This window comes from Nocardioides sp. QY071, assembly GCF_029961765.1.
Classification (GTDB): domain Bacteria; phylum Actinomycetota; class Actinomycetes; order Propionibacteriales; family Nocardioidaceae; genus Nocardioides.
The window spans coordinates 4,294,135-4,308,142 of record NZ_CP124681.1 but is presented as its reverse complement, the minus strand read 5'-3'; the positions used below and the strand labels follow the sequence as shown (position 1 = coordinate 4,308,142).

The window sequence follows — 14,008 nt, the reverse complement described above, 5'->3', positions numbered from 1 at the left end:
TCCATCGAAAGGTTCTTGCATGTTGTCTTCCCGGATCCACAAGATCTCCGCCGGAGTCGCGTGCCTGGTCGCAGCCTTCGCGGGCGCGACCCTGTCGACCGCCGCCGATGCAGACAGCACCGCCGACGTGCCGACCTTCAAGGAGTTCGAGGCCTCGACGTACGTCGACGTCGACGGTGCCTACGTCGTCAACGGTGACGAGGCGATCAGCACCAGGTCCGACCTCCACAGGTTCTACGACAGCATGGTCGAGTCCGGGAGGACGCCGGACAACGGCCTCGTCGTGAACACCGTCAACGGCGCCGACGACAAGTGGAGCGCCACGCAGGTCGCCAACCTGACCTACTGCGTGAGCACCAAGTTCGGCACCCGCCACGACGACATCGTCGCCGCGATGAGCGCCGGCGCCGGCCTCTGGGAGGCCGCGTCGTCGAAGATCAACTTCGTCTACGTCCCCGCCCAGGACGGCAAGTGCACGACCCGCAACAACTCCGTGCTCTTCTCGGTCGAGCCGGTCTCGACGTCGCAGTACATCGCGCGGGCGTTCTTCCCGAGCACCCCGAAGCGCCAGCGCAACGTCCTCGTCGACGACTCGATCTGGACCTCCGGCACCTGGGAGCCCGGCGACATCCTCGGACACGAGCTCGGTCACACGCTCGGCTTCCGCCACGAGCACACCCGGCCCGAGGCCGGCACCTGCTTCGAGGACAACAACTGGCGGCCGCTGACGCCGTACGACTCCTCGTCGATCATGCACTACCCCCAGTGCAACGGCGGCTCGGCCGACCTGGAGTTCCAGGCGTCCGACGCCGAGGGCGCGCGGGCGCTGTACGGCTCCTGATCCGGCGAGGGGGCCCGGCCGCTGATTCGGGCCCCCTCGTCGTACCGCCCTAGAATCCGGCCGTGGCACTCACCATCGGCATCGTCGGTCTCCCCAACGCAGGCAAGTCGACGCTCTTCAACGCGCTGACCAAGAACGACGTCCTCGCGGCGAACTACCCGTTCGCCACCATCGAGCCCAACGTGGGCGTGGTGGGCGTGCCCGACCCGCGCCTGGCCCAGCTCGCCGAGATCTTCGGCTCCGAGCGCCAGCTGCCCGCGACCGTCGAGTTCGTCGACATCGCCGGCATCGTCCGCGGCGCCTCGCAGGGCGAGGGCCTCGGCAACAAGTTCCTCGCCCACATCCGCGAGTCCGCCGCCATCTGCCAGGTGACCCGCGTGTTCCGCGACGAGGACGTCACCCACGTCGACGGCGAGGTCAACCCCGGCAACGACATCTCCACGATCCAGACCGAGCTGATCCTCGCCGACCTCGAGACGGTGGAGAAGGCCGTCGTACGGCTGGAGAAGGAGGCGCGCAAGGTCAAGGAGCTCGCCGCCAACCTCGAGGCCGCGCGGGAGGCTAAGGAGGCGCTCGAGGCCGGTACCCCGATCATCGCGACCTCGATCGACCGCTCGCTGCTGCGCGAGCTCTCGCTGCTCACCGCCAAGCCGTTCATCTACGTCTTCAACTGCGACGCCGACGAGCTCCAGGACGACGAGCTGAAGGCCAGGATGAGCGAGCTCGTCGCCCCTGCCGAGGCGATCTTCCTGGACGCGAAGTTCGAGTCCGAGCTGATCGAGCTCGACGACGAGGAGGCCGCCGAGTTCCTTGCCGAGGCCGGCGTCACCGAGCCCGGCCTGGAGGTGCTGGCCCGGGTCGGCTTCGACACCCTCGGCCTGCAGACCTACCTCACCGCGGGCCCCAAGGAGTCCCGCGCGTGGACCATCCCCAAGGGCGCCACCGCCCCCGAGGCCGCCGGTGTCATCCACACCGACTTCCAGAAGGGCTTCATCAAGGCCGAGGTCGTGTCCTTCGAGGACCTGCTCGCTGCCGGGTCGATGAACAAGGCCAAGGAAGCCGGCAAGGTCCGGATGGAGGGCAAGGACTACGTCATGGCCGATGGCGACGTGGTGGAGTTCCGCTTCAACGTCTGACAGTGGCAGGGGCGCATTCGTCCGTCCCAACCTGTCGAACCGGGCGACCCCTGTTCGTTGTCGAGGTGAGAGGCGCTCCGAGCGGCGCCACCACGACCACCGAAGGAGCGCAGATGACCCATCCGCAGGGAAAGGTCCGCCGCCTGTTCGAGCTGATCGAACCGATCGCCACCGTCAGCTTCTCCGAGGACGTCGACCGCGCGTTCCGGGAGGTCGGCATGCGCAACTTCTGGGACGGCTACTTCGCCGGCCGCGCGGCGCCCCTGGGACTCGCGCCCGCCGAGGTCGTCCACGCCGCGTTCTACAACTTCGCGGACGGCGAGGTGGCTCGTCACATCCCGTGGGTGTGGACGCGGATCAGCCCCGAAGAGGCGATCTCGCTGCGGGAGCGGGCCAGCGCCGCCGCACTGCGTCGGAAGCTCGGCGACATCGCCGAGGATGCCGGCCTGCAACGGATCGCCGACCTCGCCACCCGGGCGGCGGTCAGCGCCCCGACCGAGGGGCGGGCTCTGTACGCCGGCCTCCGGGCGCTCGCCGTACCCGAGGACCCTGTCGCACGCCTGTGGCATGCGACCACGCTGCTTCGCGAGCACCGTGGGGACGGCCACATCGCCGCCCTGTTGGCCCACGGCATCGGCGGGATCGAGGGACATGCACTCCTGGCGGCGTCCTTCGGCCTGACGCTCGAGACCTTCGGCCGGACCCACCACCTGCCCGGGGCCGAGCTGGCAACGGTCGCCGCCGGCCTGCGCAGCCGCGGGCTGCTGGACGGCGACGGCGCGCTGACGGATGCCGGCCGCACCACCAAGCAGCGGATCGAGGACCTCACCGACACGCTCGCGACCGCCCCCTACCTGGCCTTGGACGCCGAGGAGCTCGACGAGCTGATCGCAGGACTCGGGCCGGTGTTCGCCGCGGCGTACGAACACATTCCGCTCGACTCGTGACGTTCCTCCTGGCGACCTACCGGTACGACGGAGCGCTGCTCCTCGAGCTGCTCGCCGACTGGTACTCGGTCCTGGCGACCGCCGAGACCGAGGTGGCGGACGTCGAGGCGAACCAGGGGATCCTGGCCGGCTGGGCGGACGGTGCCGGCCTCCGCCCGGCTCCCCGACGATTTCGCGGCCCGAGCCTGATCAGGATGCCCGGACCGGAGGTGGCGCGTGACTACGGACGCGGCTTCGCCGTACCGGTCACCGACGCGGACGCCGTCGCGGCCCGGACCGCTCGGCGGTTGCGGGAGACCTTCCGGCAGGCGCAGGAGAGGGCGGATGCGCGGTTGGCCGGCGGGGCCTACCTCGCCGTCCTGAGCGGGTACGTCGACCGGTTGCGCGGGATGCGCGACGACCCGGCCGCCTACCGCCGCGTCGAGCACACCCTGGTCGCGATCATGGCCGACGAGCGCTACCTCCGGATCGCTGTCGACGAGCGTGCTCGGGACCTGGTCGCGGCGATCGACGACGAGCTGAGCCACCTGTACGGACGGTGCATGGACCTCGAGCGCGGCGGTCAGGCCCGCTGAGGAACCGGCTCGGCCCCGCGGCGTCGAGGAACTGCCAGTCTGCGTCGACCCGCTGCCAATCGACGCCGCAGCGCAATATCGCGTGGCGCGCGGGCTGTTGTCCTCGTCAGGATCGGTGGTGACCAGGCAGGCAGGAGTCCGATGAACAGGCAGGCTCGTCTCGGCATGGTCGCGACCGCCCTCGCGATCGTGTACGTCGTGTGGGGCTCGACGTACCTCGGCATCCGGGTGGTCGTCGAGGACGTGCCACCGCTGACGGGGATGGGTGCGCGGTTCGTCGCGGCCGGGCTGCTCCTCGGTGTGGTGTTGCGGCTGCGCGGCGTCTCGGTGCGGGTCGGTCGCGGGGAGCTCCTCGGTGCAGCCCTGCTCGGGCTGATGCTGCCGCTGCTGGGCAACGGCCTGGTGGCGGTCGGCGAGAGCAAGGGCGCGCCGAGCGGGGTCGCGGCGCTGCTCGTCGCGGCAGTGCCGCTGTGGGTGGTGGCCTACCGGTTCGCGGGCGGCGACCGGCCGCGGGGGTGGTCGGTGCTGGGCGTGGTGCTGGGATTCGTCGGTCTCGCGTGGCTCGTGCTGGGCGGGCGCAGCCAGGGCGACATTCCGCTCGTCGGTGCGGCGTTCGTGCTGGCGGCCAGCGGGTTCTGGGCGTTCGGCTCGTGGGTGCAACCCCGCCTCACCCTCCCGAAGGACCCGTTCGTGCTCGCGGTCCACGAGATGTGGACCGGCGGGGTGATGATGGTGGCGCTGGGTCTCGCCGTGGGGGAGTCGCCCACCCCGTTCGCGTACGACGCCCGGACCTGGCTCGCGTGGCTGTACCTCGTCGTGATCGGGTCGATGGTCGGGTTCAGCGCGTACGTGTGGTTGCTCGCCAATGCGCCGATCGGCCTCGTCGCCACCTACGCGTACGTCAATCCGGTCGTCGCGGTCCTCCTCGGCCGGGCCCTGCTCGACGAGCCGATCACGAGTGCCGTGCTCGTCGGGGGCCTGGTGATCGTCGCGGCCGTCGCCGTCGTGATCACCGTCGAGCGACCACCCCGGCCGGCGGAGGACCCGGTGCTCGACCCGGCCTGAGCGTGGCGCGCCCTACCGACGGAACGTCAGGTGGATCGTGCCGCTCTCCGCGGTCTCGGTGACGACGTCGTACCCGTCCTCCAGGCCACGCAGGTCGTCCCAGAGCCGGATACCGCGGCCGAGCAGGATCGGCGCGATCGCGACGTGGAGCCGGTCGACGAGCCCTGCCGCGAGGAAGTCGCGGACCACGCGGGCGCCGCCGCCGATCCGGACGTCCTTTCCGTCGGCGACCGCGAGGGCGCGGTCGAGGGCCTCGCGGGGGGTGGCGGAGAGGAAGTGGAAGGTGGTGCCACCGGCCATCTCGATCGGGGGTCGTGGGGCGCCGTGGGACAGCACGAACACGGGGATCCGGAACGGCGGCTCGTCGCCCCACCAGCCGCGCCAGTCGGGGTCGTCGGGGAAGTCGTGCAGGCCGAACATGCCGGCGCCCATGATCTCCGCACCGAGCTCGGCGAAGTACGCCTCGGCGTACCTGTCGTCGACACCGGTGGTGCCCGCGCCCGAGGTGTCGTGCAGCACCCGCTCGCGGAAGGTGCGGGTCGCGGTGTAGGCGCCGGTCAGGCGCGGCCAGTCATCGCCGAAGGGGTTCTCGGGCGTCTGGTCGGTCGTCGTCGCGAATCCGTCCAGCGAGATGTTGAGGTCGACCCGGACTGCCATCGCGCCAGCGTACGCATGGGACGATCCGGCCTGTGGGAGGAACGAGTGAGGACGCCGCGCGCGGGCACATCAAGCGGCTGCGACTGTGGATCATCGCGCTGCGCTCGCGTACACCGTGGTGGGTGTCGATCCTGGTGCTCGCGGTACTCGGGGGAACTCTGTTCGGACTTACCGCCCTGGGGGACCTCAAGTCGCTTGAGGGCAGGTCGATCGAGCACGCCGAGGTCGTCGCCGTAGATGGGCGCGGGATCCTGATCTTCGACGGGTGTGGCAAGGGGGAGGGGCCACGCGCCGATGTCACCTGGCGCTCGTCAGACCCGCCGTCCGCGTATCCCGCGACCTTCACGGACAGGTGGTCCTGCAATGGCGACGTCAAAGTTGGCGAGACGCACCTGATCGTGCGGAGCAGCGGCGACGACGATCCCTCTGTGACCGTCGACCCGGTCACCACCCAGCGTCAGGTGCTCCAGATGACCGGGTTCGGGGCGGGTGCCTTTCTGGTGGCAGGGCTCATCGTCCAGGGCAGCCGGGCCGCTTGGCACCGCTGGGTCCGACCTGCTCGGGTCCGTCGTCGAAACCGGGCCGTGGGCTTCTGATCCAAGGCCACTAGGGTCGGCCCGTGACCGTCGCCCTCGCCGACCTGCTCGTCGCCGACCCGCCGGAGGCGTGGCGGGAGGCCGGGTTCGCCGTGGACGACGACGGGACCTGCCGGGTGGGAGCGGTGCGGATCCGGCTCGTCGGGCGCGAGCACGGGACGGGCATCGTCGGGTGGGCGCTCGGCAATGTGCCCGAGGGCACCACCGACCTCGACGGCGTCTCGACCACCGTGTCCGCGGCCGCTCCGGCGCAGGGCGCCACCCATCCCAACGGGGTGACCCACCTCGACCACGTCGTCCTCCTCTCGCCCGACCTCGCGCGGACCACCGCCGCGCTGGCGGCGGTGGGGCTCGACGTACGGCGGGAGCGGGACGGCGCACTCGCAGGGGCGCCGATGCGGCAGGTGTTCTACCGCCTGGGCGCGGTGATCCTCGAGGTGGTCGGGTCGCCGGGCGTCGCCGGCGAGGGACCTGCCGGCCTGTGGGGGCTGACCCACACCGTCGCGGACATCGACGCGGCGGCGGCGCTGCTCGGGGAGCGCACCAGCCCGGTGAAGGACGCGGTCCAGCCGGGGCGGCGGATCACCACGCTGCGGCATCGCGACCTCGGGATGTCGGTGCGGACGGCCCTGATCTCCCCCCACATCCGCGCCCAGGGCTGACAATGTCTCGATGAAGTCACGCATCGGGGCAGTGCTCATCCTTCTCGCGGCGCTCGCGCTCGCCGGCTGCGGAGGCGACGACGAGCCGCGCGGCGCAGCCACGCCGAGGCCGACTCCCACGCCCAGCGCCTCGACGCCGAGCGCCACCCAGGCGCCGTGGCAGGCCCTCGACGGCCCGCTCGGCCGCTGCGGCCCCCAGCCCACGGACGTCGCGGACACCGGGTTCGCGCCGGAGGTCATCGAGGACGCCGAGGTCGGGAAGGTCAGCGCCGTGACCGCCGGGACCGGGCCGACGGTCGCGGTGCTGCTGCACCAGACCGACGGCAACGGTCTGTGCGGCTGGCTGCCGTACGCCGCCGACCTGGTCGCGCAGGGCGTACAGGTGCTGGCGATCGACCTGTGCGGGTACGGCGAGTCGAAGTGTCGCGGCGACCGCAAGGGACCGCATCAGGTGGACGCGGTCGGCGTGGCCGTGCGCGAGGCGCGGACCCGACTGGGCGCGACCAGGGTCGTGGTCGTCGGGGCCTCGATGGGTGGCAGTGTGGCGCTGATGACGGCTGCCACCGACCCGGACGTGGACGCTGCCGTGGACCTGTCCGGGCCGGTCGACTGGGACGGGATCGAGGTCGTCGACGGCGGGCGCGCGCTGAAGGTGCCGGTGCTGGTCGCGATGGCCGACGGCGAGGGCGAGGACCAGGTCACCGGAGCGCAGGCGATCGTCGGCCAGGCGCCGGAGGGCAGCCGGTTCGAGGCCGCCGAGTCCGGTCACGGCTACGACCTGCTCCTTGACGCGGACGCCCAGCCGCTGCCGCTCGCGGAGACCGTCGCGACCTGGATCCGCGGCTGAGCCGCAGAGTCAGGGACGGCGCTGCAGGACCACCCAGCCGAGCGCCACGCCGAACCCGGCGACGATCGGGCCGATGAGCGAGAAGGTGTTGGACGTCTCGTCGCCGATGACGCCCCAGGACAGCAGGGTCCAGTAGCCGCCGACGAGCAGCAGCGCGATCGCCGGCGGCAGGCCGAACAGCAGCCGCTGCCAGCGCGGCCGGACGCCGTACCGGTCCTGGTCCATGCCCCGAGGCTACTGGGACCCGTCTTGGAGCAGTCTCCAACCCGCCTTGGACCGACTCACATGGTCAGGGCGGTGTGACGGGTGCCACGCTGCAGGAGGCCACCCGTTGTGGCGCTGCATGGGGCGGCGCCGGCCTCGGACGAACGGGAGACGTTCCGTCATGTCGCACGACCAGACGACCGACCAGGGGGACCGGCAGCCGACCGGTCGTCTCACCCGCCGCTCCTTCGTCGGCTACGTGATGGGTGGCACCGGCCTCGTCGTCGCGGCCGACCTCGCGCTCGGCGCCGCGCCCGCGCAGGCGGCCGGGCTGCCGATCCCGTCGGTGCCGCAGATCCCCGAGCTCTACGACCTCAACGACTTCCTCACCCACTGCACCCTGCCGACCTCGAACCTGATCGCGATCCACGTCGACGACCAGGGCGACGCCCACTTCGCGCTGCCGCGGATGGAGGTCGGGCAGGGCATCACCACCTCGACGGCGATGATCATCGCCGAGGAGCTCGACCTGCCCGTCGAGCGTGTGCACGTGACGCTCGCGCCGGCCCGCAGGGAGCTGCTGTTCAACCAGCTCACCGGCGGTTCCAACACCACCATCTCGACGTACACCCCGATCCGGGTCGCCGCCGCCGTCGCCCGCAAGGCGCTTCTCGACGCCGCCGCGATCCAGCTCGGTGCGCTCGTCACCACACTCAGCGTCAAGGGCGGCGTGATCTACGACCTGCTCGGCAACGCGCTCCCGTACGGCGAGGCGGCGGCCCTGGCCGCGCCGGCGACCACGAAGCAGGTGAAGGTCGAGCTCAAGACGCTCAGCGAGCACAAGGTCGTCGGCACGCCGCAGCGCCGCCTCGACGCCCGCGACGCGGTGACCGGACGCAAGCAGTTCGCGATGGACCTCGACGTCCCCGGTGCGCTGCCGACGATGGTCTGCCGCGCCCCCGACCTCAACGGCACGGCCACGGCGATCCGCAACCAGGCCGCCGTCGAGGCGATGCCCGGCGTCACCCACGTCGCGATCATCCCGACCGGAGTCGCGGTGCGCGCGAAGACCTTCGGGCAGTGCATCGACGCGGTCCGAGCGCTGGACGTGGCGTGGAAGGGCGGCACCGTCGCGGGGAAGTCGTCGGCCGACATCCTCAAGGAGCTGCGCTCGGCACAGCTGCCGCTCGCCGTGCCGAAGCTCGGCGCGACCACCGTCGAGGGCGACTTCGTCTTCCACTTCCGCAGCGGCTCGGCGCTCGAGCCCAACTGCGCGGTCGCGGACGTCAAGGACGGGACCGCCACGATCTGGGGCGGCCTGAAGTCGCCGGTCGACGCGCAGTCCAAGGTCGCGAAGGCCCTCGGGCTCGCGCCGGACAAGGTCACCGTCAACGTCGTGCAGGGTGGCGGCTCCTTCGGCCGCAAGCTGTTCAGCGATGCCGCCATCGAGGCCGCTCACGCGTCGAAGGCGTTCGGGGCGCCGGTGAAGCTGATGTGGCACCGCGCCGACGAGCCGCGACAGGGGCGCGTGCACCCGATGGCGACCTCGCGGGTGCGGGCCACGGTGCTGCTCGGCAGCGTGGTCAGCTTCGAGCAGCGGCACACCTCGGTGTCGACCGACTTCACCCACGGACTGGGGGAGCGGCTCACCGCCGAGGTCGCGGCCCTGCCGACCGGCCTGGCCAACCTCGGCTTCTCCGAGACGATCTTCCTCCTCAGCCAGGAGCTCCCCTACAACTTCGGGGTCGTCACCCAGCTGCTCAACGAGTCCAACCGTGACTTCGACCGGTTCAACACCAGCTCGGTGCGCAACATCTACTCGCCCGACGTACGCACCGCCAACGAGCTGATCGTCGACCAGCTGGCCGCGAAGCTGAACCTGGACCCGGTCGCGTTCCGGTTGAAGTACCTCAAGAGCGGCATCGTCAAAAAGGTGCTGCGCAGGGCCGCCGAGCTCGGCGAGTGGGGCAAGCAGATGCCCAAGGGCACGGCGCAGGGCATCGCGATCCACAAGGAGTACAAGGGCGCCACGGCCGTCGTCGTCGAGATCGACTGCCGCCCCGAGACCGTCAACCGCAAGGTCCGCGACGCCGTCACCGGGCCGCGGGTCACCAGGGCGACGGTCGTCGTCGACTGCGGCCTCGCGATCAACCCGCTCGGCGTGCAGGCGCAGATGATGGGCGGATTCTCCGACGGCATGGCCCAGGCGCTGAGCTACAGCAACCACCTCGTCGACGGGCACTTCCTCGAGGCCAGCTGGGACAACTCGGCCTACACCCGGCAGTGGAACACGCCGTTGGAGTTCCACTGCGAGGTGATCGACTCCGACCGCCAGGAGCCCGGCGGGATCGGGGAGGCCGGCGTGGCCGCGTCGATGGCTGCGGTCGCGTGTGCCTACGCCCGGGCCACCGGGTCGATGCCGACCGAGTTCCCGATCAACTTCAACGCCCCGCTGCACTTCGAGCCGAAGTCGTTCGTCCCGTCCGTCCCCGAGTCGCCGACCAACGGCCTCGACTACGTCTCCTGAGGACCCCGCCATGCCGAAGCACACCTTCCAGCTCAACGGTGAGACCGTGACGGTCGACGTCGAGGACGACGTCCGCATCCTGTGGGTCCTGCGCGACGTCCTCGGCGTCACCGGCCCGAAGTACGGCTGCGGGATCAACGTCTGCAAGGCCTGCACGTCGCACATCAACGGCAAGGCCTTCAACCCCTGCTCGGTGCCTATCGACGCGATCGGCCCCGACGACGAGATCACCACCATCGAGGGGCTCGCCGACACCGCACCCGGGGACGGCCTGCACCCGATGCAGGACGCCTGGCTCGACCACGACGTCGCCCAGTGTGGCTACTGCCAGCCCGGGCAGATCATGGCCGCGGTCGCGCTGGTCAACCGGGTCCGCGCGGAGAACCGCAAGATCACCGAGGACGACCTCGACTCGATCCGCAACGTGTGCCGCTGCGGCACCTACCCCCGCATTCGCGAGGCGATCAAGGCTGGCGCCGACGGCATGTAGGTCCGGCGCTCACGGCAGCCGCACCGCGCGTACGGCGACCAGCAGCTCGACGACGTCCTCGAACCGGTGCAGGTCGGCGCCGGTCTTGAGCGCGATCCGCTCCAGCCGGTAGTAGACCGTGTTGACGTGCACGTGCAGTGCCCGCGCGGCCTCCTTCGCGTTGAGGTCGTGGGCGACGTAGGCCTCCAGCGAGTCGGCGTACACGCCGTCGGCGGCGAGGTCGTCGGTGAAGAAGCCGAGGATCTCGGGGCGGACCAGCTTGCGCACCGTCGGGTCGGGGCGGCGCACCAGGTAGCTCAGCGGCGAGATCGCCCCGAATGCCAGCAGCCCGGGGCGGCCCTCGAGGGTGTCGTGCGCGAGCAGTGCCTCGCGGTAGGCGTCCGGCGCGGCGTCGTACCCGCTGTGCGGGAGGCTGGTGCCGATCACCGCGTCGACCCCGGTCGCGGCCAGCTCCTTCGCGACCCGCTCGACGTCGGCGTCCAGGGGAACCAGCCCGACCAGCTCGTGGTGGCGTACGACGACCATGCCCGGTGCGTGCGCGGCGAAGGCCGGCCGGGCAGCCGCCCCCGGCGTCGCCACGATCGCGACATACCCCGGGTCGACGCCGCCGAGGCCGACGTGGGCGAGTGTCGTGCGGTGCTGGTCGAGCAGCGGCTGGCCGTCGAGCAGCCGCTCCAGCGTGTCGCGCTGGGTCCGCTCGAGGTCGGCGATCTGGTACTGCTGCGCCTGGTGGTACGCCGCCGCGGCGGCCGAGCTGCCGACCTCGATCGTGCGCATCACGTGGGACACCAGGGTGATCAGCACCGCCTCCCGCTCGGCTCCCTCCGCGGGATAGGCCTGCAGGGTCTCCCACATCGACAGCTGTCCGATCCGGAACGCCTTGAGGAAGTCCGCGAGCGGTACGCCGACCTCGACCCGCTTCTGCGCATGCCCCGTCGTCTGCGGGAAGTCCGCCAGGTCGGGGTCGCGGCCCTCGCGGACCGTGCGCGCGAAGACCGCGAAGATCTGGCGGCAGTGGGTCATGACCTCCTCCTCGAGCCCGCTGGTGCGGTACGCCGGCACCGCCGCCCAGATCGCGCGGGTGGCGTCGGTCGCGAGATCGTCGAGACGGGCCTCGAACCACTCGGCGAGGCGCAGGCGGTCGAACTCGGGGGTCGTGAGCAGGTCCGAGAGGGGTGGATCCGGGAGCATCTCTCGACGGTAGCCGCGACAGGCTGGTCCTGCGTTGGTGCCTGCGCCCGGTCTCAGCCCAGGGCGAGCTTGACCGCGACCAGGATCATCGTGGCCGCGATGCACAGCTCGAGCACCTGCCAGGACCGCGGCCGGGCCAGCAGTGGGGCGAGGAGCCGCGCCCCGAAGCCCAGCCCGCAGAACCAGAGCAGGCTCGCCAGCGCCGCGCCGATCCCGAACCACCAGCGTCCGGCGGGCTCGCCGCCGTCGTGGGCGGTGGCGATCGAGCCGATGAGGAGCAGCGTGTCGAGGTAGACGTGCGGGTTGAGCCAGGTCAGCAGGACGACCCGGGTGACCACGCTGCGCCGGGTCTCGGCCGCCGCGTTCGCGGTGCCGTTGGCGGCCGCCAGCGACTCGGGGCGGGTGGCGCGGCGCAGCGAGCCGACGGCGTACCAGAGCAGGAAGGCGACGCCCAGCCACCGCACGACCCTCAGCGCCCAGCCGGTCTCGTCGACGAGCGCGCCGACGCCGGCGATGCCCGCGGCGATCAGCACCGCGTCGGAGACCGCGCAGATGAGCACCACCACGCCGACGTGGGAGCGGAGCAGGCCCTGCCGCAGGACGTAGGCGTTCTGGGCGCCGATCGCGACGATGAGGGAGGCCGTGGTCAGCAGACCGGCGAGGGCAGGGGCGAGCACGCACTCGAACCTAGGGGTCCCTGGTGGTGAAGGACAGCGAATGTTCCTTCATGAACATGAGCGTTGCTTAACATGAGTCATGCGCTTCGACCCCACCCAGCTGGAGACCCTCGTCGCCATCACCGAGGAGGGCACCTTCGAGGCGGCCGCCCGCCGGCTGCACGTCACCGCGAGCGCGGTGAGCCAGCGGGTGCGTGCCCTCGAGCAGGCGGCGGGCCAGGTCCTCGTCCGCCGTACGACGCCCGCCACCGTCACGCCGGCGGGGGAGCCGCTCGTCCGGCTCGGCCGGCAGCTGCGCCTCCTCGGCACCGAGGCCGCCGTCAGCCTCGGCAGCGACGAGGTCGTCGACCTCGCGGTCGCGGTCAACGCGGACTCGCTGGCGACCTGGTTCCGGCCGGTGCTCGCCGCGGTCGCCGCCCGCCCCGGGACCGCGCTGCGGCTGCATGTCGAGGACCAGGCCTACTCCGACGACCTGCTGCGCCGCGGCGAGGTGCTGGCCGCCGTCACCGACGAGCCGCACCCCGTGCAGGGCTGCGTGGTCGAGCGGCTCGGCGGGATCAGATACACGCCGGCGGCCGCACCCTGGCTCGTCGACCAGCACCGGCGCGGCCGCGGCATCGACTGGGCGGCGATGCCACTCGTCGTCTACAACGAGAAGGACCACCTGCAGGACGACCTGCTCGCCGCCCACCACGCCGGCCGGCCGCCCGTCGTGCACCGGGTGCCCAGCACCGCCGACTTCCACGAGGCGATCCGGGCCGGGCTCGGCTGGGGGATGCTGCTCGACCCGCAGCTGTCCGCCAGCCTGGCCGCCGAGGAGGTGGTCCGGCTCCCGGGGGCCCGGCCGGTCGTCGTACCGCTCTTCTGGCAGCGGTGGCGCCTCGACAGCCCGGCGCTGGCCGCGCTGAGCGATGACGTCCGCCGGGCGGCGCGGGTGTTGTCGGTGGCACGGGCTACGAAGGTGTCATGACCGACGTGTGGCCGTTCGTCCGCCAGGAGCGCCTCGCCCTGCTCGCCGACCTCGAGTCCCTGACCGCGGAGCAGTGGGACGTCCCGTCGCTGTGCGCGGGGTGGAGTGTGCACGACGTGGTGGCCCACCTCGTCGACGTCGCGAAGACGTCGGTGCCGCGGTTCGTGCTGACCATGGCGCGGGCCCGCTTCGACTTCGACCGGCAGAACCAGGACGGCGTCGAACGGGAACGAGGCCGCACGCCCGCCGAGACCGTGGCCCGTTGGCGCGCCGCCGTCGACCTGCGCAGGTCGCCGCCGGCCCCGCGAGTGACCCGCCTGGTCGAGGAGATCGTCCACGGCGAAGACGTCCGCCGCCCGCTCGGCATCGCCCGGGCGTACGACGACGGCGCGGTCGCCGACGCCTTCGGGTGGCAGGTCCGCACCTCCGAGGCGATGGGTGGCACGCGGCGCACCCTCGCCGGGCTGACTCTGGCGGCGACCGACGCCGGCCTCGTCCACGGCGACGGGCCGCGTGTCGAGGGGCGCGCCATCGACCTGCTGCTCGTCTCGGCCGGACGCACGGTCGTCCTCGACGACCTCAGCGGGCCCGGGGTGGCGACGCTGCGCGAGCGGTTCGCGTGA

General features: G+C 71.7%; 16 protein-coding genes. 12 read left to right on the top strand and 4 right to left on the bottom strand.

The features are described from left to right. Positions 1–19: 19 nt before the first annotated feature. The 5 genes from QI633_RS20730 (at position 20) to QI633_RS20710 (ending at position 4,564) form a co-directional block, all read left to right on the top strand. Positions 20–841, top strand: a complete 822-nt coding sequence (locus QI633_RS20730; protein WP_282426940.1) for a M57 family metalloprotease — start codon at positions 20–22, stop codon at positions 839–841. Positions 842–903: 62 nt separating this feature from the next. Next, positions 904–1,977: a redox-regulated ATPase YchF gene (ychF, locus tag QI633_RS20725; protein WP_282426939.1), complete on the top strand. Its 1,074-nt coding sequence runs from the start codon at positions 904–906 to the stop codon at positions 1,975–1,977. A 113-nt stretch (positions 1,978–2,090) separates the two neighbouring features. After that, the gene (locus QI633_RS20720) at positions 2,091–2,924 is read left to right on the top strand and encodes a MarR family transcriptional regulator (protein WP_282426938.1); all 834 of its coding nucleotides are present in this window, start codon (positions 2,091–2,093) and stop codon (positions 2,922–2,924) included. Further along, positions 2,921–3,499, top strand: coding sequence for a hypothetical protein (locus QI633_RS20715; protein ID WP_282426937.1), 579 nt, complete (start codon positions 2,921–2,923; stop codon positions 3,497–3,499). The genes QI633_RS20720 and QI633_RS20715 overlap by 4 nt, the downstream gene beginning before the upstream one ends. 141 nt (positions 3,500–3,640) lie before the next feature. Continuing rightward, the gene (locus QI633_RS20710) at positions 3,641–4,564 is read left to right on the top strand and encodes an EamA family transporter (RefSeq protein ID WP_282426936.1); all 924 of its coding nucleotides are present in this window, start codon (positions 3,641–3,643) and stop codon (positions 4,562–4,564) included. A 12-nt stretch (positions 4,565–4,576) separates the two neighbouring features. Here the strand turns inward: QI633_RS20710 and QI633_RS20705 are convergent, their stop codons facing one another. Then, complete coding sequence (locus tag QI633_RS20705) at positions 4,577–5,221, bottom strand: dihydrofolate reductase family protein (protein WP_282426935.1); 645 nt, start codon at positions 5,219–5,221, stop codon at positions 4,577–4,579. Positions 5,222–5,253: 32 nt separating this feature from the next. On the opposite strand from QI633_RS20705, the gene QI633_RS20700 reads away from it, so the two are divergent. The 3 genes from QI633_RS20700 to QI633_RS20690 are packed head-to-tail and all read left to right on the top strand — an operon-like array spanning position 5,254 to position 7,326. Further along, a complete protein-coding gene (locus tag QI633_RS20700) occupies positions 5,254–5,817 on the top strand; it encodes a hypothetical protein (protein WP_282426934.1) in 564 nt (187 codons plus the stop codon). 23 nt (positions 5,818–5,840) lie between these two features. Beyond that, entirely contained in the window at positions 5,841–6,479 is a 639-nt protein-coding gene (locus QI633_RS20695; protein WP_282426933.1) for a hypothetical protein, read from the top strand. A gap of 10 nt (positions 6,480–6,489) precedes the next feature. Then, positions 6,490–7,326 (top strand): alpha/beta fold hydrolase, encoded by an 837-nt coding sequence (locus QI633_RS20690; protein WP_282426932.1) that lies wholly within the window; start codon positions 6,490–6,492, stop codon positions 7,324–7,326. A gap of 9 nt (positions 7,327–7,335) precedes the next feature. Here QI633_RS20690 and QI633_RS20685 read toward each other — a convergent pair whose 3' ends face one another. After that, entirely contained in the window at positions 7,336–7,551 is a 216-nt protein-coding gene (locus QI633_RS20685; RefSeq protein WP_141797630.1) for a hypothetical protein, read from the bottom strand. 160 nt (positions 7,552–7,711) lie between these two features. On the opposite strand from QI633_RS20685, the gene QI633_RS20680 reads away from it, so the two are divergent. Then, a complete protein-coding gene (locus QI633_RS20680) occupies positions 7,712–10,057 on the top strand; it encodes a molybdopterin cofactor-binding domain-containing protein (protein WP_282426931.1) in 2,346 nt (781 codons plus the stop codon). A gap of 10 nt (positions 10,058–10,067) precedes the next feature. Further along, complete coding sequence (locus QI633_RS20675) at positions 10,068–10,547, top strand: (2Fe-2S)-binding protein (protein WP_141797632.1); 480 nt, start codon at positions 10,068–10,070, stop codon at positions 10,545–10,547. Positions 10,548–10,556: 9 nt separating this feature from the next. Here QI633_RS20675 and QI633_RS20670 read toward each other — a convergent pair whose 3' ends face one another. Further along, positions 10,557–11,738 carry a PucR family transcriptional regulator gene (locus tag QI633_RS20670; RefSeq protein ID WP_282426930.1) on the bottom strand — a complete coding sequence of 394 codons (1,182 nt, stop codon included), beginning with the start codon at positions 11,736–11,738 and terminating at the stop codon, positions 10,557–10,559. Positions 11,739–11,791: 53 nt separating this feature from the next. After that, positions 11,792–12,415 carry a LysE/ArgO family amino acid transporter gene (locus QI633_RS20665; protein WP_282426929.1) on the bottom strand — a complete coding sequence of 208 codons (624 nt, stop codon included), beginning with the start codon at positions 12,413–12,415 and terminating at the stop codon, positions 11,792–11,794. A 79-nt stretch (positions 12,416–12,494) separates the two neighbouring features. Between QI633_RS20665 and QI633_RS20660 the strand changes: the two genes are divergently transcribed. Together QI633_RS20660 and QI633_RS20655 are read left to right on the top strand one after the other, a co-directional pair. Continuing rightward, positions 12,495–13,385 carry an ArgP/LysG family DNA-binding transcriptional regulator gene (locus QI633_RS20660; RefSeq protein ID WP_141797635.1) on the top strand — a complete coding sequence of 297 codons (891 nt, stop codon included), beginning with the start codon at positions 12,495–12,497 and terminating at the stop codon, positions 13,383–13,385. Beyond that, positions 13,382–14,008 (top strand): maleylpyruvate isomerase family mycothiol-dependent enzyme, encoded by a 627-nt coding sequence (locus QI633_RS20655; protein ID WP_141797636.1) that lies wholly within the window; start codon positions 13,382–13,384, stop codon positions 14,006–14,008. The genes QI633_RS20660 and QI633_RS20655 overlap by 4 nt, the downstream gene beginning before the upstream one ends.